Here is a 20,315-nt window from a genome sequence, read left to right on the forward strand (position 1 = left end):
CCGCGGCCTATCCGCCACGTGCCTCGCCGTAAGAACGCCGGCCGGGGGCGACCGGTCGATGGTCGCCGTCCTCCCCGTGGCCGTACCCCTCCACTGCTGTTCCGCTGCTCCGCCGGCCTCCGGGCCGGACGGCGCGACGTCGAAGAAGAAGGACTTCTTGAGCATGCACGCCGACCTGATCATCACAGGCGCCAGAGTCCGCAGCGAAGCGAGGCGCTCCGCCGAGGCCGTCGCCGTACGGGGCGGACGGATCGCCGCCCTCGGCACCCAGGACGAGATCCGGGCCCTGGCAGGACCGCGCACCGAGCACATCCACGCACCCGGCGGCCTGGTGCTCCCCGGTTTCCAGGACGCACACGTGCACACACCCTTCGGCGGACGGAACCTGCTGCGGATCTGGCTGAACGACCTCGTCGGCCGCCAGGCCTACCTGGACGCGATCGCCGCCTACGCCAAGGCCCACCCCGACGAAGAGTGGATCACCGGCGGCGGCTGGGCCATGGAGTACTTCCCCGGCGGCACCCCCCGCAAGGAGGACCTGGACGCCATCTGCCCGGACCGCCCCGTCTTCCTCTTCAACCGGGACGTGCACGGCGCCTGGGTCAACTCCCGCGCGCTCAAGCTCGCCGGAATCACCAAGGACACCCCGGACCCCGCCGACGGCCGTATCGAACGCGACCCGGTCACCGGCGAGCCCACCGGGACCCTGCACGAGGGCGCGGCCTACGCCGTCAACGACCGGATCGTCCCGCTTCCCGGCCAGGAGGAATGGCAGGCGGCGATCCTGGCCGGCCAGGATCACCTGCACGCCCTCGGCATCACCGGGTGGCAGGACGCCTGGGTCACCCGCGACACCCAGCACGCCTACCAGGCCCTCGCCGCCGACGGCAGGCTCACCGGCCGCGTCGTCGGCGCCCTGTGGTGGGAGCGGCACCGCGGCCTGGAGCAGATCGACGACCTGGTCGCGCGACGCGAGTCCGGACGCGACGTCACCTCACCCCGTGCACATCTCGGTTCGGGCTTCTTCCCGACCTCCGTCAAGATCATGACGGACGGCATCCTGGAGAACCACACCGGCGCGCTGCTGGAACCCTACTGCGACGGCTGCGGCGGCGCCGGCGACAACCTCGGCCTCACCTACGTCGACCAGGAGACGCTGACAGCCGCGTTGGTCCAGTTGGACGCGCTCGGCTTCCAGGTGCACCAGCACGCCATCGGCGACCGCGCCGTCCGTAACGCGCTCGACGCCATCGCCGCGGCTCGGGCCGCCAACGGCCCCGGCGACCGCCGGCACCACATCGCCCATGTGCAAGTGATCCAGCCGAACGACATCAAGCGCTTCGCGGATCTCGACGTCATCGCCAACCTGCAGACCTACTGGGCGCAGAGCGAACCGCAGATGGACGAGTTGACCGTGCCCTTCCTCGGGCCGGAGCGCGCCGGCCTGCAATACCCCTTCGCGGACCTCTGGGCCGAGGGCACCCGCCTGGCCATGGGCAGCGACTGGGCGGTGACCACGGCGAACCCGCTGGAGCAGATCGAGGTCGCCGTCCGCCGCATCGACCCGGACAACCGTGGCAACGCGCCCTTCCTCCCTGATCAGCGCCTCGCGCTCGACACGGCCGTCGACGCGTTCACGGCAGGCTCGGCCTTTGTCAACCACGACGCCGAGGGCGGCGCCCTCCGGGTGGGCGCCCGTGCCGACCTCGTCCTGCTCGACGAGGACATCTTCCAGCCCGGCTGCCATGCCGCCGACGCCAGGGTCCGACTGACCGTCGCCTCGGGCGAGATAGTGCACCGCCTCTGACGACGCGGCCCTGGCCGGCCGCCCCCCATCCGACGACGTCTTGAGGAGCGTGGCGAGGATCCTCACGGTGGTCGTCCTGCCGGCCCCGTTGGAGCCGAGCAGGGCGAAGATGCTGCCCCGCGCCACATCGAAGCCCACACTGCGCAGCACTTCGAGAGGTGCCGGGCACCGGCCCGAGGGCAGGCTCAGAGCCAGTTCCGGCGGGCGGCCTGCCAGGCCAGTTGCATGCGGGTCTCGGCGCCGACGAGGGTCATCATGTGCTGGATGTGCCGTTGGATGGTGCGTCGGCTGAGTTTCATCTGGCTGGCGATGGCCTTGTCGGCGACGCCCGCCACGAGCAGCGACAGCAGCCGGCGGTCGGTTTCGCCCAGGGCGCCCGCGCCGTGGTCGTCGGTGCCGTCGACGGTGCCTGCCGCACCGACACGCAGCGGAACGGCGTCCTCCCAGTAGCGTTCGAAGAGAGCCGTCAGTGCGTCCAGGAGACTGCTGTCGCGCAGCAGTGCCGCCGTCGGTTCGCCGGGGTTGCCGTGTGCGCCGCCGGGGACCAGCGGGCAGATGGCGATGGCCCGGTCGGCTATGGCCAGGCGCAGCGGGAGGTGGGGGACCGAGCGGGCGATCTCACCGGCGCGCACGCCCTCGGCGACGTTGTCGATGGCTCCCTCGTCGTCGAAGAACGCCTGCTCGTACAGGACCCGGTAGCGCACACCGCGGGCGAGGGCGTCGTACTCCGCGCGGTTGCTGCCCGAGGGCATGGCCACGTACTGAGCCTTGCAGAACCAGAGCATCTCGTGGCGCGCGTTGTCCTGCATCCGCCGCAGGTGCTCGCGCAACGCCTCGGCCCCGGTGATCACTTCGATGAGCTGGCCCGCGTCCTGGCGGCGGCGTGCGCTGCGGTAGCTGTCCAGCAGGTCGCCGACCGCGGTGCGGGCCTTGTCGAGGGCGTCGGCGTGCCGCTGGATCCGGGGCAGCAGCGCCACGTCGGGCGGTGTCGCGGCGAAGTGCAGCGGATCGCGGTCGGTGGGGGTGGCGAGCCCCTTGCCGCGCAGGGACACCAGGGTCGACTCCACGGTGTCGGGCGGGAGTCCGGTCTGATCGGCGATCTCCTGGACCGACGCGGTTGCGGTGCCGACCAGAAGGCGGTAGACCGTTTCCTCACGCGCCGTCAAGCCTGCCGCCTCCAGCATCCCGCGCCCTTTCTCGTCTCCGCCCGATCCCGGGTGGAGCGGCCGGATGTCGTTGACGTTCGTACTGTAAGGCCCTTGAGGTGCAAGCGTTGACGGGCGCCGGGGCTCCTTCGCCCCGACGCCCGCCGGTATCAGCCGCTTCGCCGCTGCGTCATCACCGTCCCGCGGACGGGGCGCGGTGCAGGTAGGCACGGTCGATCGTCTGCCGGACGCCGTCGCCGGCGGCGTCGGTGGCGGTGACGCGCAGTGTCACGAACGCGTCCCGGTGCACCGAGTGGGGCCGCTCGACGGTGGCGGTGAAGTCCGTACCGCCACTGTGCCGGCTCGTGCGGGCCGTGGTCCAGGTCCGCCCGTCGTCATACGAGGTTTCCACCTTGAGCGACACCCCGCGCGGGGCGGCCAGGCCGTCCGGCATGCGCACGCGGAGACCCACGGTGTGCGAGCGCCGTGGGCCCACCGCGTTGCGGACGTCCACGGGCACCGCGTAGTCGACCTGGAGCAGGGGCAGCAGGGCGGTGGTCGCCGCGGTGTCCGAGGTGAACGTCCAGGAGGTCGTGGTGCCGGTGCCGAACCGCCAGTCGGGGGAGGTGCGGGCGGTGGTCAGGTCGAGCCGGTAACCGGCCTTGCCCGCGGGCACCTCGAAGTCGCCCCACGCGCCGTTGTCGGACTCCGCGACGCGCCGGCCGTTGCGGTACAGCTCCGCGCGCATCTCGTCGCCCGTGTCGGCCACCGCGGACGCTCCGGTGCCGATTCCGCCCAGCGCGGAGCGCTCCGCGAACGACCAGTGGCCGGCCTCGGAGTCGGTGAACTCCGGGATGTTCAACGACAGGGTGTCGCCGTTGCGCACCGAGGCGGGCCAGCCCGTCACACCGTGCGGGATCGACGGCCGCACCGGGGCCGCGAACCACCGCTCGGCGGCGCGCTGTCCGGGCTTGTAGGTGTGGGCCGCGTCGCGCATCCCGACGCCCAGTTCGATGTCGCGCTCCATGACGGTGTCGTGGTGCACGGTGTGGCTCCACCGAGTGTCACCGGCCGTCACATATTCCGTCCGTTCCCGGCCCGTCGGCACGTCGCGGGTGTACTGGTTCCAGGCCGTGTTCTGGTAGGGCCGCCATCCGAAGCGCTGCTCGCTCGCCCAGGAGGAGGCCCCGGTACGGGTGTAGGTGGCGCGCACCACCGCGCTGTTGCGGTCGGAGACGGTGTGCACCAGGTGTTCGGGGATGCGCTGCTGGGACACCTGCATCACGTCGTACAGATACGGGCTGCGCACCGTGCCGGAGAAGTTCACCGAGGTGGTGCGCTGTGCGGCGCGCTTGAGCAGGTCGGTGCCCTCCGCCGTGCCGGCCCGCATGATGGGCAGGGCCAGGCGGTCGCCTTCCGGGTGCCAGCGCGTCCAGGGGTAGGAGCCCTGCGGCATCACAAGCATCAGCGCCTTGGCCCCCGCGTCCGCGGCGGCCTGTGCCAGCGCCCGGTCGTCGCCGTAGTCGTAGCGGATGACGGCGAGTTTCCCGCGCACGCGGGCGGCCTTGAGGTCGGCGGCGGTGCCTGCGCCGGCGTCCACCGCGGTCAGACGGGCGCCGTTGTCGTCGAAGACCGGGGAGGCCGGCAGGTAGTACGGGGTGAAGGCCGAGGAGGTGCCGGACACCTTCGCCCGCAGCTGGGGCGCCGTCATCTGCCATCGGGAGGCGAACTCGAAGGTGCCGTCGGTGACCTGGGCCGTGGGGCTGACGTAGATCCGCTTGGCGATGTCGAAGTACATCACGCCCTGGAGCAGGCCGCGGCCGTCGATCTTGCGGTACGTCTGGTAACTGAGGATGCCCCGCTGCTCGGCCGGCTTGGGCGTGCGGATCCGCACCTCGGTGACCTTCGAGGCGTCGAGCGTCACCGTGGTGTCCTTGGCGACGGTCACCTGCGGGTTGATCACCTCGCGCAGTTCCTGGCCGTCGGCGGCGTTGTCCAGGGTGCCGTAGTCGACCTGGTACGTGCCCTCCTCGACGACGGCGACGGCGGGCTCGGCGCTGGTGTACGAGACGAAGCCGTCGGCGCCCCAGATGGTCGGCAGCCAGCCCGGCAGCACCTTGCCGTCGCGGTCGCGGACGACCACCGTGAGCCGGTGCAGCGGAGCGTGCACGACCAGGGAGAGCGTGGTGTGGGCGACCACCGTGCCGTCGGCGCGGCTCGCGGTGACGTAGCCGTAGTACGAGCCGCGCTTGGCGTTCTTGGCGTCGGTACTCAGCGGCACATCGGCGGAGGCGCCGGGGGCGAGGTGCACGGTGCCGGCGGCGGGCGTGACGACGCCGGACGGCAGGGCGATGCCGTCGGCGTTCGCCAGGGCGGCGGTCAGCTTGAGGTCGACGGGCCGGTCACCGGTGTTGGTGTAGTGCAGGACCGCCGCGTGCTGCTGCCCACCGGCGCCCGTCTGCAGGGCGGGCAGGGTCACGCTGCCGGTGGCCGTGACCGCTTCCATCGCCGCCGCGACGTCGATCCGGCCGCCACCCTGCTCGGTCACCCCGGTGCCGGTCACGGTGTGCGCCGTGCTGGTCAGGGCGTCCTTCAACTGCCGCCCCGTCCAGTCCGGATGCCGCTGAGCGAGCAACGCCGCCGCACCGGCGACATGCGGCGTCGCCATCGACGTACCGGACGCGGTCGTGTAGTTCGCATCGACCGGATCACCCATCGTCGTGCCCGTGGCTCTCGCAGCCACGACACCCACACCCGGAGCGGTCACATCCGGTTTGACGGCCTTGTCGCCCGGACGAGGGCCGCGGCTGGAGAACGAGGCGAGGGAGTCGTCGCGGTCGACCGCGCCCACGGTCAGCGCGGCATCCGCCGAACCCGGCGAGCCGATCGTCGACGGGCCGCTCTCGCCCGAGTTGCCGGCCGCGACCACGAAGAGGGTGTCGCCCGACGCGGAGAGCGTGTCGACGGCCTGGCTCATCGGATCGGTGCCGTCGGATGCCCCGTCCGAGCCCAGGCTCATGTTGACGACCTTGGCGTGCTCGGCCGCCGCCCACTCCATACCGTCGATGACCTGCGACTCCGAGCCGTAGCCGTCATCACCCAGCACCTTGCCGACCAGCAGCTCCGCTTTCGGCGCCACACCGCGCCGCGTCCCGGCCGACGCGGCGCCCGTTCCCCCCACGATCGACGCCACATGCGTACCGTGTCCGAAGTGATCCTCGGTGTTCGAACTGCCCGAGAAATCCTTGGACTTCGCGATCCGCCCCGCCAGATCCGGATGGCGCGCGTCCGCCCCGGTGTCCAGCACGGCCACCTTCACGCCCTGGCCCTCGAAGCCGCCCTGCCACGCCGTCGGCGCGTTGATCTGCGCCGTACTGCGGTCCAGTACCGGAGAAACCCTGCCGTCAAGCCACACCCGGGGAGTTGCCGCGGCACGGACCGCGCCGGATGCGTCGCCGGGGGTGAGCGCCTTCCAGAAGGCGCCGAGGTCGCCGCCCGCCACGCGCAGCGACCGCGCGTCGATGCTGTCCAGGCGGCGCACGGGAGTGGACGCCGTGTTGAACGCGGCGACTCGGTCCGCGACGGCGGCCGCGGCCTTCTCGCTCTTCTCCGTCGTGCGGACCACGCCGGGACGCGGGTCGGCGGAGACGATCAGCGGCAGCGCCGAGCCGTGCGTCTCGTCGTAGCCCTGGGCCATCAGGGTGGTGACGTTGAACAGGCGCCGGTCCAGCGTCCCGGCGGCGACCAGGTCCGCGGCGTCCGCCGGCAGCACCGTCAGGTCGCCGCCGTCCTCCTGGTACGTGCGGAACACAATACCCTCGCGTCCCGGCCCGGGTTCCACCGACGCGGTGTTCCGGCCGTCGACGCCGGGGGTCACCGTCACACGGTCGCCGGTCACCAGCCGCACGGTCGTGGGACGGGGCCCCGGTACGGCGGCGGATCCCGCCGCGCCCTCTTCGGATGTCTGCGCGGACACGGACTGCACACCCCCAGCGGTCAGGAGCAGTCCTGTCGATATCGCCGCCGTCAGACGGATCCATGCCATCAGCCGAGCACCTTTCGTTCAGCGTGTGGTCACGCGCCATCCGAAAGAATCTGCCGATGCCGGAGCGCATGTCACGACCCTCAGGTGTCACAGCTGCGACATGTCGCAACGGCGCCAGGGCATTGACCCGTTGACGTTTCACCCGGGTTACGGACCCTTTGCCGCGTCATTGAACCGGGAGCTGCACCACGGACGACGCCTCGCCTCGAAGCCGCAGTCGCGGCTCGCACGACCCACCGGGAACAGGCCGCGGCGTGCCCGGGTGCGCCACGGCCTCACTCCCGCACGGCGCCGGCCAGCCGCTCGGCGACCTCCTCCGGTGGCGTCATCTTGGCGATCTCCCCTGAACGGCTTGCGCGCGCTGCCGGTATCCGGTTTCGGCCAGCACCTCCACGACGGCCTCACGCAGTTGACCTGGCTTCAGCTCGCTCAAGTGCCCCGGCCGGATCGGCAGGCGACCGCGTACCGGTACTTCCCCGACCTCCCCTCACTGATCAGGGAGGCTCTGGCCGGCGTTTGGCCACCCCCACGCGTCGCCTTCGCCTGCGAATACCTGCTCCGCGGCATCCTGGCGCGCCAGGGCTCCGTGCGCGCGATGATCGCAGCCACCATCACCCGTCCCGAGATCGCCGCCACCCGGCCCGGCATCCGCTTCGGTCTCATCGACCACGCGCTCATGCCTGCACAGGACACGCTCGGCTCGACGGACCCGGATGCATTCGCCCAAGGGGGTCTGCTCCGGCGTGGGGATGAGGCCCGCACAGTCGAACGGCCACCGGCTGAGCTTTCCGTACCCGTTACCTCGGCCCAGCACAGCATTCCCGTCACACGTGCTCTGCCTCTGTGGGGAGCGGGTCGAGCACCGGGTTGGTGAGGTGCTGGTAGATGATCGAGGTGCGGAAGCTGATGATCTCCCGGCGGTTGGTGAACTGGTCCAGGAGGAAAGCGTGCAGGTGGTCGATGTCCGGGGCCGTGACGTGGACGAGGAAGTCGTCGCTGCCGGCCATCGTGTAGACGGAGATCACCTCGGGTAGCTGCGTCACCGACCGCTCGAAGGCGGCGACGACATCCCGGCGCAGAGGCCGGACCTGGGTGAAGACCATCGCTTGCACAGAGCGGTTGAGTGCCCGCAGGGAGACCTCGGCCCGGTAGCCCTGGATGACGCCGCGCTTGTGCAGCAACCTGGTGCGTTCGAGGCAGGTGGAGGGGGCGATACCGAGCTTCTCGGCGAGGGCCCGGTTGGACTGCCGACCATCGGCCTGCAGATGGTGCACGATCGCCGAATCAAGTTCATCCATGACTACCTCCTGGACCGCGACACCGAATTTGCTTCGGCGTCACGCCAACCGTTCCGTGCGTCAGCCTAGCTTCGGGGCATGAGCCGAGCGCTTGCACATGAAGACGTGATCATTCGATGTGGACGCCGTTCTGGGCTGCCGCTGATCGTGGCGGTCCACTCCCGGGCTCTCGGCCCGGCGGTCGGCGGCTGCCGGTTGCGCCGCTACGACACCTGGCAGCATGCGCTGGCTGACGCGCTGCGCCTTTCGGAGGCGATGACCTACAAGGCCGCGGTGGCCGGTCTGGGCTTCGGCGGTGGCAAGAGCGTGATCGCCCTCGACCATGACACGGTGCTCACCCCGCAGTTGCGTAAGTCGGCGCTGGAGGATCTGGGCGAGCTGATCGCGTCCTTCCAGGGCTCCTACCGCACCGGCCCCGACGTCGGCACCGGCCCCGAGGACATGGTGGTCCTGCGGCGTTTCTCGCCGTACGCGTACTGCGCGCCCGAGGAGCACGGCGGTACCGGAGATTCCGGGGGCCCGACCGCCACCGGAGTCCTGGCGGCCCTGCGCGCCGGTGCGCGGCATGTCTTCGGCGATGCCTCCTGCACCGGGCGGACCGTGGTGATCAGCGGCTTCGGGTCGGTCGGCAGCGGTATCGCCGCCGGCCTGGCCACTGAGGGAGCGCGGGTCGTCGTGTCGGACGTGGAAGCCTCCCGCAAGGAGGCGGCCCTGGCGAGCGGGTACGGATGGGTCGAGCCCGATCGGGCTCTGTCGGCGCCGGCCGACATCCTGGTCCCGGCTGCCGTCGGCGGTGTACTCGATGACGTGACCGTTCCGCAGATCACCGCGCGCCTGGTCGTCGGGCCGGCGAACAACCAGCTCACCGAGGAGCGCGTGGCCGATGTCCTCGCGGAGCGGGGCATCGTCTGGGTGCCCGACTATGTCGCCGGCGCCGGCGGTATCGTCTACACCCTGAGCCGGGAGTCGGCGAACCACAGCCACGAGGCCGCGCAGAAGCGGGTGGAGGGCATCGGCGACACCGTGACCCGCATCCTCGACCTGGCGCTCTCCACCGGCACCACCCCGCTGCGGACGGCCCGGCGGATCGCCGAGCGTCGGCTGGCGTCCTCGGCCTCGCAGGCCCAGGCCGTCTGATGCCCGGGGGCACCACCACATCACCACGGGCCACCGGGCATCAAGAAGCGGCAGGCCGGGTCGGCGCGGCCCTCGCCCTGCCAGCACAAGCACGCCGGCGGCCGAGGCCTCATGCTCCAGGCCGGCCCAAAGACGTTGCCGATGCTTGCCGAGTTGGAGAAGGATCTCTTGCTGAGGCGCAAGAGGGCCCAGGAGGAGCAATGGCTCGGCGCAATCGACGGAACCCACTTGACACTCGCCTTCCTCCGGATCGGGCAGGAAGAGGCCGCAACCAGGAAACCCGTGGCCAGACCGCCCAGTTGCCCCCAGACGTGTATGTGTACCCACCATGAGGGAGGACGATATGGAGCCATGGGAACTCCGCCGTGCAGTTGAGGCAGGACGGGTAACCGCTTCGGAGCTGGGCCTTCAGACCAACGATGCGGTCGTCATCCACAACTCGGACCGCGTCGCGCTGCGCCTGGTACCTTGCGATGTTCTGGCTCGGGTCGCGCCTTTGAGGCACCTGGCTGATTCCGAGTTCGAAGTAGAGGTCGCTCGCCATCTCGCCGGCGTCGACGCTCCCGTGGCAGAGCTGGATCCTCGGGTCGACCCCCGAGTCCATGTGCGTGATGCCTTCGCTGTCTCGCTCTGGACGTACTACGAACCTGTGGGATCAGTGATCGCGCCGGCCGACTACGCAGACGCGTTCATGCGGCACCATGCCGCCCTGCGCCAGATCGATCTGGGCGCACCGCATGTCACCGATCGAGTCGCCGTGGCCCTGAGAGAAGTGAACGACCGGGAGCACTCCCCCGAGCTGCCCGATTCCGACCGGCAGCTCCTCAGCGACACACTCAGCGGTCTGAGCGCCGCGATCAGCATCGACAAAGCCGACGACCAGCTGTTGCATGGCGAGCCGCATCCCGGCAATCTCCTCAACACAAGGAGAGGGCCGCTCTTCGTAGACCTCGCCACGTGCTGCCGTGGGCCGATCGAGTTTGACCTCGCCCATGCGCCCGAAGAAGTGGGAAAGCACTACGCGGGCGCTGACCACGACCTGATTCACCGGTGCCGCGCCCTGAACTGGGCGATGTTCTCGGTATGGCGCTGGCGCCGAGACGACCACATGCCTGACCGGGAGCACTGGAGAATGGCGGGGCTCGACCGGGTTCGTGCTGCACTTGATCGCTGCGGACCGGGCTGAACTCGTCAAGGCAGAGGGGCCGCTGGGCCGGCCCCGATCCGCGGCGCCGGTGACCGGACGTTCGAAGGACCGGTCGCTCTCACCGCGCGCCAGGCAGGTACACCTCGGCGCTGACCTGCGACTTGTCGGCCAGGATGGTTCGGGAAACGCGGCAAGGTCCCGGGGAGATGAGCAACACAGTCCCCTGCTATGGTGCGCCGATGTCATCGATCAAGCAGTTCCAAGTCACTTTCGACTGCGCAGAACCTGAGCGCGTCGCTCGCTTTTGGTGCGAGGTGCTGGGGTACGTCGTACCGCCGCCACCGGAGGGGTTCGCTACGTGGGACGATTTCGATCGCACTCTGCCGCCTGAGCAGCAGGGTGCAGCGTTCGCCTGCGGTGATCCCTCAGGTGTGGGCCCGCGGCTGTACTTCCAGCGCGTCCCCGAAGGCAAGGTCGTCAAGAATCGAGTGCATCTTGACGTGCGAGTCGGCACCGGGCTCGTGGGTGAAGAACGCCTCGCCACGCTCGAAGCCGAGTGCGCACGACTGGTCGAGCTGGGCGCGGTACGCGTACGACTGCTGCTTGCCGATGACCACAACGAGTCGTGCATCCACATGCAGGACGTCGAGGGCAACGAGTTCTGTCTCGACTGAGCATGGTCGTTGCGATTGCCGGTAACCGACCGGCCGGCGTCGATGACGTCCTGGTGGGGCGAGGTTGCAGGTCTGCAGCGCCTGCGGATTCAGTCGGTGCGGGTGTCGTATGTTGCGCGGTGGGTGAGCACTTCGTCCATATGTGTCTCGGCCCAGGTCTTGAGGCCGCGCATCATGTGGTGCAGGGAGAGACCGAGGTCGGTCAACTCGTAGGAGACCGTGACGGGGACGGTAGGGGTGGCGGTGCGGGTGACCAGACCGTCACGTTCAAGGGAACGCAGCGTCTGCGTGAGCATTTTCTGGCTCACGCCGACCAGCAGGCGCGACAGCTCTGAGTAGCGCATCGACCGGGGTTCACCGGCGGAGTCGGCGCCCGGCTGGTGCGAGCCGCCACTGCCCAGTGCGGCCAGGATCAGCGTGACCCATTTGCCGGAGATCCGTTCAAGCAGCTTACGGCTTGGACAGACCGCCAGGAAAGCGTCGTATTCCGCCTTGGCCCGCGCCCGTCTCTGGTCCGCCGTCACGGTCATCGACCGCTCCTCTCCCCCATGGGTGCCTTACGCACTTCTAGGTGCCTACTTCCCGTTGGGAAGTCACCTGCCCATACTGGCGTACGGAGCCGAAAGGCACCACCACCCAGCGCACCCCCATGAAAGACAGAGGCATGAGCACACCCTCCGTTTCCCTTCCCGGCGGCACCTGGACCCTGGGCGATCTGACCGTCACCCGCTTCGGCTACGGCGCCATGCAGCTCGCCGGCCCCGGCGTCATGGGTCCGCCCGCCGATCACGACGCCGCGCTCGCCGTCCTGCGGGAGGCCGCCGGCCTGGGGATCACCCATATCGACACCTCCGGCGCCTACGGGCCACGCGTCACCAATCAGCTGATCCGTGAAGCACTGCACCCCTATACCGATTCGCTGCACATCGTGACCAAGGTCGGTGCGGTCCGCGATCAGCAGGGCGGCTGGCCCCCGGCGCGGCAGCCCGAGGACCTGCGCCGCGCCGTCCAGGAGAACCTTGAGGACCTCGGCCTCGATTCGCTGGACGTGGTCAATCTCCGGCTCGGTGACGCCCAGGGCCCGCAGCCCGGCTCGCTCGCCGAGCCCTTCGAAACCCTCGCCGAACTCCAGCGGCAGGGCCTGATCCGGCATCTCGGTGTGAGCAACGCGACGGCGGAACAGGTCGCCGAGGCGCAGGAGATCACGCCGATCGTGTGCGTGCAGAACATGTACAACCTCGCCTACCGCCAGGACGACGAACTGATCGACGATCTCGCCGGCAAGGGCATCGCCTACGTGCCCTTCTTCCCGCTCGGCGGCTTCACCCCGCTGCAGTCCACGGCGCTCTCTGCCGTGGCCACCCGGCTGGGTGCGACGCCGATGTCGGTCGCCCTGGCCTGGCTGCTGCACCGGTCGCCGAATATCCTGCTCATTCCCGGCACCTCGTCGGTGGCGCACCTGCGCGAGAACGTCGTCGGCGCGGGACTCTCGCTCTCCGACGAGGAACGTGCCGAGTTGGACAGGATCGGCCGCTAGCAGGACGCAGTCGGCGGACGCCACGGCCCGGTTGCGGCGTTGGGTCGTGCACCCCGGCGCACGGGCTCGGCGCCTGGCCGGCCGGCCGGTGTGGATGCCTCACCGAGCCGCCCGCCTTGGAGGGCGCCACCGACGTCCTGGTCACCCACGAGCACTTCGGCCACAGACATCACCGTGTGCTCAACCGGTCCAATGCCGACTGGCTCTCAGCGTCCGCGGCGCGGAAGATCACCAACCGTTGATCCGGGTCCTGAAGCGGCATAAGGACGTCGAAATGCACCGCGATCACACCGACGTCAGAATGTCGCATCACCTTGTGTCCGCGGCCGTTGACCTTGATGTCCCGCTCGGCCCACAGTCGCGCGAATTCCTCGTCATGAGTGAGGAGTTCGGCAATGAGGTGGGTCAACGCCCGATCCTCCGGATCCCCTCCCGCACGACGCGTTCCCGGTCGACGTACAACTCGCGTATCTCTGGATGCATCAGGCACAGCCACATCGCATTGCGCCGCGCCGGCGGGAGGGTGTCGAAATCCAGGTCGGTGACCAGCCGGGCCAGCGGCGGCGCTGCGGTGGTGGCGGGCTCGTCGGCGTTGCGGGGACGCTGTTGGGCCAGGTCGAAGAGGTAGGCGCGTTCGACGGGGCCAGGCGCAGCGCCCTGGCCAGCGCCTCCACCACGTCCGCTGAGGGCCGCAGCCCGCGTCCCTGTTCCAGCCGCAGGATGTAGTCGACACTCACCCCGGCCAGTTGCCAGGAACTTTCTTCCCTTACCCCAGGCTCGCGGTGGTCACAGCCTTGTTCTCGACGACGGATCACAAGCACGGGAGGACACGATGTCGCTCACCCTCGACACCTACCGGCAGCTGGGCCGCTCCGGGCAACACCTACACCGACGGCAGCTCCGAGCGCCTGCTGGGCGAATGCGCCCGCGGCAAGCGCGAAAGCCTGGTGCCGGCAACGAAATACACGACGCTGCGCCGGCCCGGTGACCCCAGTTCCGGGGGCAGTCATCGCAAGAGCCTGTCCGCTTCGGTGGAAGCGAGTCTGCGACAGCTCGATACGGACTACATCGACCTGCTCTACCTGCACGTGTGGGATTTCACGACACCGGTCGAGGAGATCCTGCGCGGCTGGTCGCCGCTGGTCTCGCTGCAGATCGAATACAACTTGATCGAACGTACGGGGGAACGTGACCTGATCCCCATGGCCCGCGAGATGGGGCTGGGTGTGATCCCGTATTCGCCCCTGGCCGGCGGGGTGCTCACCGGCAAGTGCAGCCGCGGAGACCTTCGACGGCATCGCGTGCTGGTCGACAACGCCGGCATCGGACGGCCGCTCCGGAACGATCGGACCCTTCTCCCCCATCGGCGGCCTCCGGTCCTTCCCGACCGTCGACTTCTACAGCGCCACCGAGTTCGCCGTCGAAGGGCTGTGCGAGGCACCGGCGCGGGACTCGCCCGGCTGGGGAAATGTGCTGCTCGTCGAGCCGCACCCGTTCCGCGCCGAGTGAGCGGACCGCTCCGCCGACGAAGCCCTTCCGGAGTGTCGGAGCGTCGGCTGGGTGGCCGGTGCGGGTGCTCGGCTGCGGGGCTATCGGCGGTAATCACCGGCCTCGGCTCCGAGTACGTTCAGCAGTGCCAGTGCTTCGGCGCTCGGGGATCCTTGCGGGGCGCTGTAGAGGACGAGGTGCTGGTCGCGGTCCGTGAGCGTGAGCATGTCGCAGTCGACGGTGATCTCCCCGACGACCGGGTGGCGGAAGGTCTTCGTGAGCATCTGCGCGGCCTGCACGTCGTTCCGCTCCCAGAGCCGGGCGAAATCGGGGCTGGCGTCGCACAGCTCGTCGACGAGGCCGGTCACCGCGGGATCCGTCGGGTAGCGGGCGAGGGTGGCGCGGAGCTCCATGACCACATGGTGCCGGAACTCGGCGGCGTCGGAGATCCCGTACACCGTCGCACCGGCGCGCTCCGGTGCGAGGAATGCCCGGCGGGCGAGATTGCGGTCCTCGGGGGCGAGCCGGGCAAAGTCCTCCATGAGCGCGGCCGCGAGGTCGTTCCACGCGAGCACCTCGAACATGGGGGATATCACGAAGGCGGCCGTCTGCGGCAGCCGCTCGATGAGCGCGACGATGCTCGGGCGTACGTCGCGCCGGTGCAGCCGGGTACGGGTCGGCGCGGTACCCGCGAGGATGTGGAGGTGGTCGGACTCGGCGTCGGTGAGCCGCAGCGCGCCTGCGATCCCGGCGAGGACCTCGCCCGACGGTCGCGGCGCCCTGCCCTGTTCGAGCCGGATGTAGTACTCCGTGGAGATGTGCGCGAGCACCGCGGCCTCCTCGCGGCGCAGACCCGGTGTGCGGCGTCGCGGTCCCGAGGGGAGGCCGACGTCCTGCGGCCGAAGCCGCTCGCGACGGCTACGGAGAAACGCCCCCAGCGCCTGCTTGTCCATGCCCCAAGTCTGCACGCTGCCCGGCGACGGATCCTGGTACCGCCTGTGCCTGTATCCGCCCCGGAGTCCGGCCTGACACTGTCGTCATGACGAACCACAACGACATCGCACCCATCGGCCTGCTCACCGGCAAGGTCGTGTTCATCACCGGCGCCAGCCGCGGCATCGGGGCGGCCGCGGCCCGGCTCTTCGCCTCGGAGGGTGCCGCCGTCGTGCTCGCCGCCCGCAGCACCGACGCCCTCGACCGCATCGTCACCGAGATCCGCGCCGACGGCGGCGTCGCCGACGCCGTCACCCTGGACCTCGCCGACCGCGCGAGCATCCGCGCCGCGGTCGACCGCGTCGAGGAACTGCACGGACGGCTCGACGGCGCCTTCAACAACGGCGCGGCGATCCAGCAACCCGGCCCGCTCGACACCACGAGCGACGACGACATCGACGAACAGTTCGCCGTGAACTTCCGCTCGCACTGGACCGCCATGAACGCCGAGGCCGCACTCATGCGACGCAACGGCAGCGGGGCGATCGTCAACACCTCAAGCATCGGCAGCCGCCGCGCAAACCCCGCCCTGCCCGCATACGGCGCCATGAAGCGCGCACTCAACAGCATCACCGAGACCGCCGCCGCGACCTGGGGCCGTCAGGGCATCCGAGTGAACGGCATCACCCCCGGCGGCACCGCCACGGAGATGATCGACACGTGGGAGGCCGCATCCCCGGGCATCATCGAACGCAACACCGCGGCGACTCCGCTCGGCCGGATGGCCGAGCCCCGCGAGGTGGCCGAGGTGGCCGCGTGGCTGCTCAGCGACCGTGCCTCGATGGTGACCGGCGCGATCGTGCCGGTCGACGGCGGCGCCGGCGCCTGAAAAGGGGACAGCCTCGGGCAAGCCGTATCCCCGAGCCCATGCGGACCGCCGGACCCGGCGCCGCGCACCCCGGAGAACTCCTCTCCGGGAAAACGCCGGCCGGCAAGGGGAGCCACCACTGTCGGAAGGCGCGGGCGGAGAGGGCTCGGCCTCCTTCTGTGGTGTGAGTCGTGCACGTCGGCAGGTCCTAGGTCCGGCTTACGTCTGTGGCCCGTTACGCCGCCGTGGTGTCCTGCCTAGTGTCCATGCCATGGATACGACAGGGACTTTGGACGAGGCACTTGCGCGACTGCACCACTCGGGGCCCGAGCGGCTGGGGCGGCTCACCAATCACGCGCCGATGGCCGTCGAGGCCCTCGCCGCTCACGGGCAGGCACGTTCGGTGCACCGCTGGCTCGATCTGTACGCACGCAAGCTGGAGGAGTTCCCGCCTGGTGTCGAGCCGGTCACGGACGCCAATTGGTTCTCCGCGCTCGGTGATCCGCGGCGCGCGGCGGACTGGATCGGCTACTTCGCGCGCGAGGTCGCCGAGCGTCCCTGGCGCGAGGTGCTGGCTCAGTGGTGGCCCCGTCTTCTGCCCGGCCTGTACGGCGGCTCGACGCACCCGGTGATCCGGGTGGGCCACGCCGTGCGCACACTTTCGTCCGGAGAGGTCACCGAGCCTCGGCTGGCTGAACTTGCGCACGGCCTCGGCTACTGGGCCGCGCGCCACCGATCCGTCGCGGTTGTCGCCCCGCTGCCCGGCGCTGACAGCGCGGCTGCCGCTCTCGACACGGTACCGCCGATCACCGTGCGGGACGGTGGCTTTGCCGCCCGGCTCGACCGGGTCAGGGCCCTGCCGGTGTGGGCGGCCTCGGTGACGGAACCGAGCGACGCGTACCGCCGTCTCACCGAACTGGTGCGGGCGGCCACACACCGGTACGCCACCCACGGCCACGGCGAGGAAACGATGCTGGTCCACGCGGCCACGGCTCCCAACGCCGTCCTACGCGCCCTGCCCGCGCTCCCCCACGCCCTGTGGCTGCCGAGTCTGCGGGCAGCCTGGACGGCCTCCGCGGCGGTGACCGCGATGTACGCACCGGCCACGCCTGTCGCCTACACCTCGCCCGGGACCGTCACCGCCGAGGAGGTTTTTGAACGGGCCCTGGCGCACGGCGACGAACACGTCATCAAGCTGACGGACACAGCCCTTGACGTCGGCGATGAACCGGCCCTGGCGGCGGCTCTGCGATCCATGGAACTGAGCGCCCCATTGGCATGAGCACGTACCCACGGACTCGATCCAAAGACGTGGGTGGGCGGCCCTTTCAGTCGGCGCTGGTCCAGGTGTGCTCGACCCAGTCGGTGAACCGGGTCCAGTGGATCTGCGGGTGGGCGGCACGGAGTGCGGGGATGTCGACGCGGTAGCCGGGGCCGTTCAGGAACGCCCACATGGCGTACATGTCGGGGTTGCCGATGGCCGTCAGCGGTACCTGCTCGTGGCGGACGTCGCGTCCCAGCGCCGCGCCGAGTGCGGCGGCCATCTGCACCGGGGTGGGGGCGTCGCCGGCCAGTTCGATGCGCCGCCCGGTGTACGGGGCGGGGTCGAGGAGCACGTGCGCCGCGAACGCGCCGAGGTCGGGCCGGGCGAGCTGCTGCAACGGCCGGTCGGGCGGCAGCGGCAGATCGAGCACACCGTCCAGGATGCGGCGTGCTCCGCCGAGCGCATTGTCGAAGAAGTACGTGGGTCCCAGGATCGTGTGGGCGATATCGCCGGCGGTCAGTTCCGCCTCGATGCGTGCCTTGCTCTCGAAGTGCGGTACCCCGCTGTCCTGGTCGGCCCCGGCGACCGAGCTGAACACGAGGTGCGGGACACGTTCCTGGGCCGCGGCGGCGAGGATGGCCCGCCCCTGGGCCACCTCCGCCTCGATGCCGGCTTCGAAGGGAGTGGTGAACGCGAAGACACCGGCCACGTTCTTCATGGCCGCGGCGAGCGATCCGCGATCGCTCAGCGAACCCGCCACCACGTCGACACCCTGGCCCGCCAGTTCCCGTGCGGCACTGCGGCCGGGGTCGCGGACCATCGCCCTGACCCGCGCCCCGCGGGCCAGCAGCGCGTCGACCACGGCCCGGCCCTGTCCACCGGTCGCCGCAAGCACCAAGACCGGTTCATCGGCCATCGAAGAACTCCTTTCCCAGCAGCAGGGAGCATCGGCTCGGCAGCCGGCCCCGGCCGACATCATCCGTGCCACACGACGCCGAACCGTGCCGACATGCGGGAACAGGGCGCTGAAGGGCTCATTCCCGTGCACGCACAGTCATGACGAGGGTGCGACCGGCGCCTAGCATTCCCCATCTCACACGTTTGCCGGAAGAAGAGGGATCCATGCAGTTCGGCATCTTCACGGTCGGGGATGTGACGACCGATCCGACCACAGGCCGTACTCCACCGGAGCACGAACGCATCAAGGCGATGGTCGCCATCGCGCTCAAGGCGGAGGAGGTGGGTCTGGACGTCTTCGCCACCGGCGAGCACCACAACCCGCCGTTCGTGCCGTCGTCCCCGACCACGATGCTCGGCTATGTCGCCGCCCGCACCGAGAAGCTGATCCTGTCCACCGCGACGACGCTGATCACCACCAACGACCCGGTGAAGATCGCCGAGGACTTCGCGATGCTCCAGCACCTCGCGGACGGCCGGGTGGATGTGATGCTGGGGCGCGGAAACACCGGACCCGTCTACCCGTGGTTCGGGCAGGACATCCGGCAGGGCATTCCGCTCGCCCGGGAGAACTACGCGCTGTTGCACCGGCTGTGGCGCGAGGACGTGGTGGACTGGGAGGGGAAGTTCCGCACCCCCCTCCAGGGCTTCACCGCGACTCCCCGTCCGCTCGACGGCGTACCGCCGTTCGTCTGGCACGGTTCGATCCGCTCGCCGGAGATCGCCGACCAGGCGGCCTACTTCGGCGACGGCTTCTTCCACAACAACATCTTCTGGCCGGCCGAGCACACGAGGCGGATGGTCCAGCTGTACCGGCGGCGTTACGCCCACTACGGGCACGGCCGCCCCGAAGAGGCCGTCGTCGGTCTCGGCGGTCAGGTCTTCATGCGGAAGAACTCGCAGGACGCCGTACGGGAGTTCCGCCCCTACTTCGACAACGCCCCGGTGTACGGCCATGGCCCGTCCCTGGAGGACTTCACCGAGCAGACACCGCTGACCGTCGGCTCCCCGCAGCAGGTCATCGAGCGGACGCTGTCCTTCCGGGAGACCGTCGGCGACTACCAGCGGCAGCTGTTCCTGATGGACCACGCGGGCCTGCCCCTGAAGACCGTGCTGGAACAGCTCGACCTACTCGGCGAAGAGGTGGTGCCCGTCCTGCGCAAGGAGTTCGCGAACGGGCGTCCCACCGACGTGCCGGACGCGCCGACGCACGCGGCCCGGGTCGCCGCCGCGGCGGCCGCGAAGGAGGACGGCGCCGCATGAAGCTCGTCGCCGTGTCCGCGGGGCTGAGCACCCCGTCCTCCACCCGTCTGCTGGCGGACCGTCTGGCCGAGGCGGCCCACGGCGAGCTAGCCGGCCGGGGCCTGGACCTGGAGATTGAGGTCGTCGAACTGCGCGAACTGGCCGTCGCCGTCGCCAACAACCTCGTGACCGGGTTCCCACCGCCCCCGCTGGCCGCCGCGATCGACTCGGTGACGGGCGCCGCCGGTCTGATCGCGGTCACACCCGTCTTCACCGCCTCCTACAGCGGACTGTTCAAGTCCTTCTTCGACCTGATCGATCCGGAGGCCCTGACCGGCAAGCCGGTGCTGATCGCGGCGACCGGCGGGACGGCCCGCCACTCCCTGGTCCTGGAGCACGCGCTGCGCCCGCTGTTCACCTACCTGCGCGCGGCCGTCGTCCCCACCGCGGTGTACGCGGCGTCCGAGGACTGGGGCTCGGGTGGTGACGCGTACGCGGAGGGACTGCCCGGCCGTATCCGGCGGGCGGGCGGCGAACTGGCCGCCCTGATGGCCGCGCGTCCTGCCGAGCCGGCCCCCGAGGACGACGTCGCCGCGCTCGAACGGCAGCTTTCGGATCTGCGCTTCGACTGAGCCAGGCCCCGACGGGCGCCGCCGGACCGCCGCCGGTCCGGTCCGCGGTCAGGCCCAGGCCACCGACCGCGGTCGGTGGCCGGTCCGACAGGCCGCCCACAGCAGCAGGACCTCGGCCAGGCACGCTGGGCGCGCCGGCGT

The 20,315-nt window shown here is 70.2% G+C and carries 17 protein-coding genes and 3 pseudogenes; 11 read left to right on the top strand and 9 right to left on the bottom strand.

Features of this window, described 5'->3' with window-relative positions; genetic code table 11:
• The first annotated feature begins 163 nt into the window (after positions 1-163).
• Positions 164-1,807: an amidohydrolase gene (locus ACFYTE_RS14785; protein WP_388709677.1), complete on the top strand. Its 1,644-nt coding sequence runs from the start codon at positions 164-166 to the stop codon at positions 1,805-1,807.
• Positions 1,808-1,837: 30 nt separating this feature from the next.
• Here the strand turns inward: ACFYTE_RS14785 and ACFYTE_RS14790 are convergent.
• The 3 genes and pseudogenes from ACFYTE_RS14790 to ACFYTE_RS14800 all read right to left on the bottom strand — a co-directional run.
• Positions 1,838-1,990, bottom strand: a pseudogene (locus ACFYTE_RS14790) (ATP-binding cassette domain-containing protein); the annotation flags it as partial.
• Between the two features lie 2 nt (positions 1,991-1,992).
• A complete protein-coding gene (locus ACFYTE_RS14795; protein ID WP_388709502.1) occupies positions 1,993-2,991 on the bottom strand; it encodes a LuxR C-terminal-related transcriptional regulator in 999 nt (332 codons plus the stop codon).
• Positions 2,992-3,145: 154 nt separating this feature from the next.
• Complete coding sequence (locus ACFYTE_RS14800; RefSeq protein WP_388709504.1) at positions 3,146-6,997, bottom strand: S8 family peptidase; 3,852 nt, start codon at positions 6,995-6,997, stop codon at positions 3,146-3,148.
• A gap of 352 nt (positions 6,998-7,349) precedes the next feature.
• Here ACFYTE_RS14800 and ACFYTE_RS14805 point away from each other — a divergent pair, with 352 nt between their 5' ends.
• A complete protein-coding gene (locus ACFYTE_RS14805; RefSeq protein ID WP_388709506.1) occupies positions 7,350-7,871 on the top strand; it encodes a hypothetical protein in 522 nt (173 codons plus the stop codon).
• Here the strand turns inward: ACFYTE_RS14805 and ACFYTE_RS14810 are convergent.
• Positions 7,822-8,295 (bottom strand): Lrp/AsnC family transcriptional regulator, encoded by a 474-nt coding sequence (locus tag ACFYTE_RS14810; protein ID WP_388709508.1) that lies wholly within the window; start codon positions 8,293-8,295, stop codon positions 7,822-7,824. The two genes, ACFYTE_RS14805 and ACFYTE_RS14810, sit on opposite strands and share 50 nt — an antisense overlap.
• A 78-nt stretch (positions 8,296-8,373) precedes the next feature.
• Here ACFYTE_RS14810 and ACFYTE_RS14815 point away from each other — a divergent pair, with 78 nt between their 5' ends.
• The 3 genes from ACFYTE_RS14815 to ACFYTE_RS14825 all read left to right on the top strand — a co-directional run bounded on the left by ACFYTE_RS14815 (position 8,374) and on the right by ACFYTE_RS14825 (position 11,253).
• Positions 8,374-9,432 carry a Glu/Leu/Phe/Val dehydrogenase dimerization domain-containing protein gene (locus ACFYTE_RS14815; protein ID WP_388709509.1) on the top strand — a complete coding sequence of 353 codons (1,059 nt, stop codon included), beginning with the start codon at positions 8,374-8,376 and terminating at the stop codon, positions 9,430-9,432.
• Positions 9,433-9,775: 343 nt separating this feature from the next.
• Positions 9,776-10,618 (top strand): phosphotransferase, encoded by an 843-nt coding sequence (locus tag ACFYTE_RS14820; RefSeq protein ID WP_388709511.1) that lies wholly within the window; start codon positions 9,776-9,778, stop codon positions 10,616-10,618.
• 200 nt (positions 10,619-10,818) lie between these two features.
• Positions 10,819-11,253 (top strand): VOC family protein, encoded by a 435-nt coding sequence (locus ACFYTE_RS14825; RefSeq protein ID WP_388709513.1) that lies wholly within the window; start codon positions 10,819-10,821, stop codon positions 11,251-11,253.
• An 89-nt stretch (positions 11,254-11,342) separates the two neighbouring features.
• On the opposite strand, the gene ACFYTE_RS14830 is transcribed toward ACFYTE_RS14825, so the two are convergent.
• Complete coding sequence (locus tag ACFYTE_RS14830; RefSeq protein WP_388709514.1) at positions 11,343-11,783, bottom strand: winged helix-turn-helix transcriptional regulator; 441 nt, start codon at positions 11,781-11,783, stop codon at positions 11,343-11,345.
• A 134-nt stretch (positions 11,784-11,917) separates the two neighbouring features.
• Here ACFYTE_RS14830 and ACFYTE_RS14835 point away from each other — a divergent pair, with 134 nt between their 5' ends.
• Positions 11,918-12,790 carry an aldo/keto reductase family oxidoreductase gene (locus ACFYTE_RS14835; protein WP_388709516.1) on the top strand — a complete coding sequence of 291 codons (873 nt, stop codon included), beginning with the start codon at positions 11,918-11,920 and terminating at the stop codon, positions 12,788-12,790.
• Between the two features lie 169 nt (positions 12,791-12,959).
• Here ACFYTE_RS14835 and ACFYTE_RS14840 read toward each other — a convergent pair.
• Together ACFYTE_RS14840 and ACFYTE_RS14845 are read right to left on the bottom strand one after the other, a co-directional pair.
• Positions 12,960-13,348, bottom strand: a pseudogene (locus tag ACFYTE_RS14840) (hypothetical protein).
• A complete protein-coding gene (locus tag ACFYTE_RS14845; protein WP_388709518.1) occupies positions 13,273-13,611 on the bottom strand; it encodes a helix-turn-helix domain-containing protein in 339 nt (112 codons plus the stop codon). Before ACFYTE_RS14845 ends, ACFYTE_RS14840 begins: the two are co-directional and overlap by 76 nt.
• A gap of 36 nt (positions 13,612-13,647) precedes the next feature.
• On the opposite strand from ACFYTE_RS14845, the pseudogene ACFYTE_RS14850 reads away from it, so the two are divergent.
• Positions 13,648-14,079, top strand: a pseudogene (locus ACFYTE_RS14850) (aldo/keto reductase); the annotation flags it as partial.
• 300 nt (positions 14,080-14,379) lie between these two features.
• On the opposite strand, the gene ACFYTE_RS14855 reads toward ACFYTE_RS14850, so the two are convergent.
• The gene (locus tag ACFYTE_RS14855; protein ID WP_388709520.1) at positions 14,380-15,231 is read right to left on the bottom strand and encodes a helix-turn-helix transcriptional regulator; all 852 of its coding nucleotides are present in this window, start codon (positions 15,229-15,231) and stop codon (positions 14,380-14,382) included.
• Positions 15,232-15,317: 86 nt separating this feature from the next.
• Between ACFYTE_RS14855 and ACFYTE_RS14860 the strand changes: the two genes are divergently transcribed.
• A complete protein-coding gene (locus tag ACFYTE_RS14860) occupies positions 15,318-16,100 on the top strand; it encodes an SDR family NAD(P)-dependent oxidoreductase (RefSeq protein WP_388709522.1) in 783 nt (260 codons plus the stop codon).
• Between the two features lie 250 nt (positions 16,101-16,350).
• Positions 16,351-17,361 carry a questin oxidase family protein gene (locus ACFYTE_RS14865; RefSeq protein WP_388709524.1) on the top strand — a complete coding sequence of 337 codons (1,011 nt, stop codon included), beginning with the start codon at positions 16,351-16,353 and terminating at the stop codon, positions 17,359-17,361.
• Positions 17,362-17,407: 46 nt separating this feature from the next.
• Here the strand turns inward: ACFYTE_RS14865 and ACFYTE_RS14870 are convergent, their stop codons facing one another.
• Positions 17,408-18,259, bottom strand: a complete 852-nt coding sequence (locus tag ACFYTE_RS14870; RefSeq protein ID WP_388709526.1) for an NmrA/HSCARG family protein — start codon at positions 18,257-18,259, stop codon at positions 17,408-17,410.
• A gap of 206 nt (positions 18,260-18,465) precedes the next feature.
• On the opposite strand from ACFYTE_RS14870, the gene ACFYTE_RS14875 reads away from it, so the two are divergent.
• Positions 18,466-19,563 (top strand): LLM class flavin-dependent oxidoreductase, encoded by a 1,098-nt coding sequence (locus ACFYTE_RS14875; protein ID WP_388709528.1) that lies wholly within the window; start codon positions 18,466-18,468, stop codon positions 19,561-19,563.
• Positions 19,560-20,174, top strand: coding sequence for an FMN reductase (locus ACFYTE_RS14880; RefSeq protein ID WP_388709529.1), 615 nt, complete (start codon positions 19,560-19,562; stop codon positions 20,172-20,174). Before ACFYTE_RS14875 ends, ACFYTE_RS14880 begins: the two co-directional genes overlap by 4 nt.
• Positions 20,175-20,315 lie beyond the last annotated feature (141 nt).

It is taken from the genome of Streptomyces sp. NPDC004629 (assembly GCF_042873595.1).
Classification (GTDB): Bacteria; Actinomycetota; Actinomycetes; order Streptomycetales; family Streptomycetaceae; genus Streptomyces.

Excerpts from the sequence above, each read along its gene's own strand:
- ACFYTE_RS14830 (WP_388709514.1), bottom strand. The coding sequence starts at position 11,783 with ATGACCGTGACGGCGGACCAGAGACGGGCGCGGGCCAAGGCGGAATAC.
- ACFYTE_RS14795 (WP_388709502.1), bottom strand. The coding sequence starts at position 2,991 with ATGCTGGAGGCGGCAGGCTTGACGGCGCGTGAGGAAACGGTCTACCGC.
- ACFYTE_RS14855 (WP_388709520.1), bottom strand. The coding sequence starts at position 15,231 with ATGGACAAGCAGGCGCTGGGGGCGTTTCTCCGTAGCCGTCGCGAGCGG.
- ACFYTE_RS14815 (WP_388709509.1), top strand. The coding sequence starts at position 8,374 with ATGAGCCGAGCGCTTGCACATGAAGACGTGATCATTCGATGTGGACGC.
- ACFYTE_RS14865 (WP_388709524.1), top strand. The coding sequence starts at position 16,351 with ATGGATACGACAGGGACTTTGGACGAGGCACTTGCGCGACTGCACCAC.
- ACFYTE_RS14875 (WP_388709528.1), top strand. The coding sequence starts at position 18,466 with ATGCAGTTCGGCATCTTCACGGTCGGGGATGTGACGACCGATCCGACC.
- ACFYTE_RS14860 (WP_388709522.1), top strand. The coding sequence starts at position 15,318 with ATGACGAACCACAACGACATCGCACCCATCGGCCTGCTCACCGGCAAG.
- ACFYTE_RS14870 (WP_388709526.1), bottom strand. The coding sequence starts at position 18,259 with ATGGCCGATGAACCGGTCTTGGTGCTTGCGGCGACCGGTGGACAGGGC.
- ACFYTE_RS14820 (WP_388709511.1), top strand. The coding sequence starts at position 9,776 with ATGGAGCCATGGGAACTCCGCCGTGCAGTTGAGGCAGGACGGGTAACC.
- ACFYTE_RS14785 (WP_388709677.1), top strand. The coding sequence starts at position 164 with ATGCACGCCGACCTGATCATCACAGGCGCCAGAGTCCGCAGCGAAGCG.
- ACFYTE_RS14835 (WP_388709516.1), top strand. The coding sequence starts at position 11,918 with ATGAGCACACCCTCCGTTTCCCTTCCCGGCGGCACCTGGACCCTGGGC.
- ACFYTE_RS14800 (WP_388709504.1), bottom strand. The coding sequence starts at position 6,997 with ATGGCATGGATCCGTCTGACGGCGGCGATATCGACAGGACTGCTCCTG.
- ACFYTE_RS14825 (WP_388709513.1), top strand. The coding sequence starts at position 10,819 with ATGTCATCGATCAAGCAGTTCCAAGTCACTTTCGACTGCGCAGAACCT.
- ACFYTE_RS14810 (WP_388709508.1), bottom strand. The coding sequence starts at position 8,295 with ATGGATGAACTTGATTCGGCGATCGTGCACCATCTGCAGGCCGATGGT.
- ACFYTE_RS14880 (WP_388709529.1), top strand. The coding sequence starts at position 19,560 with ATGAAGCTCGTCGCCGTGTCCGCGGGGCTGAGCACCCCGTCCTCCACC.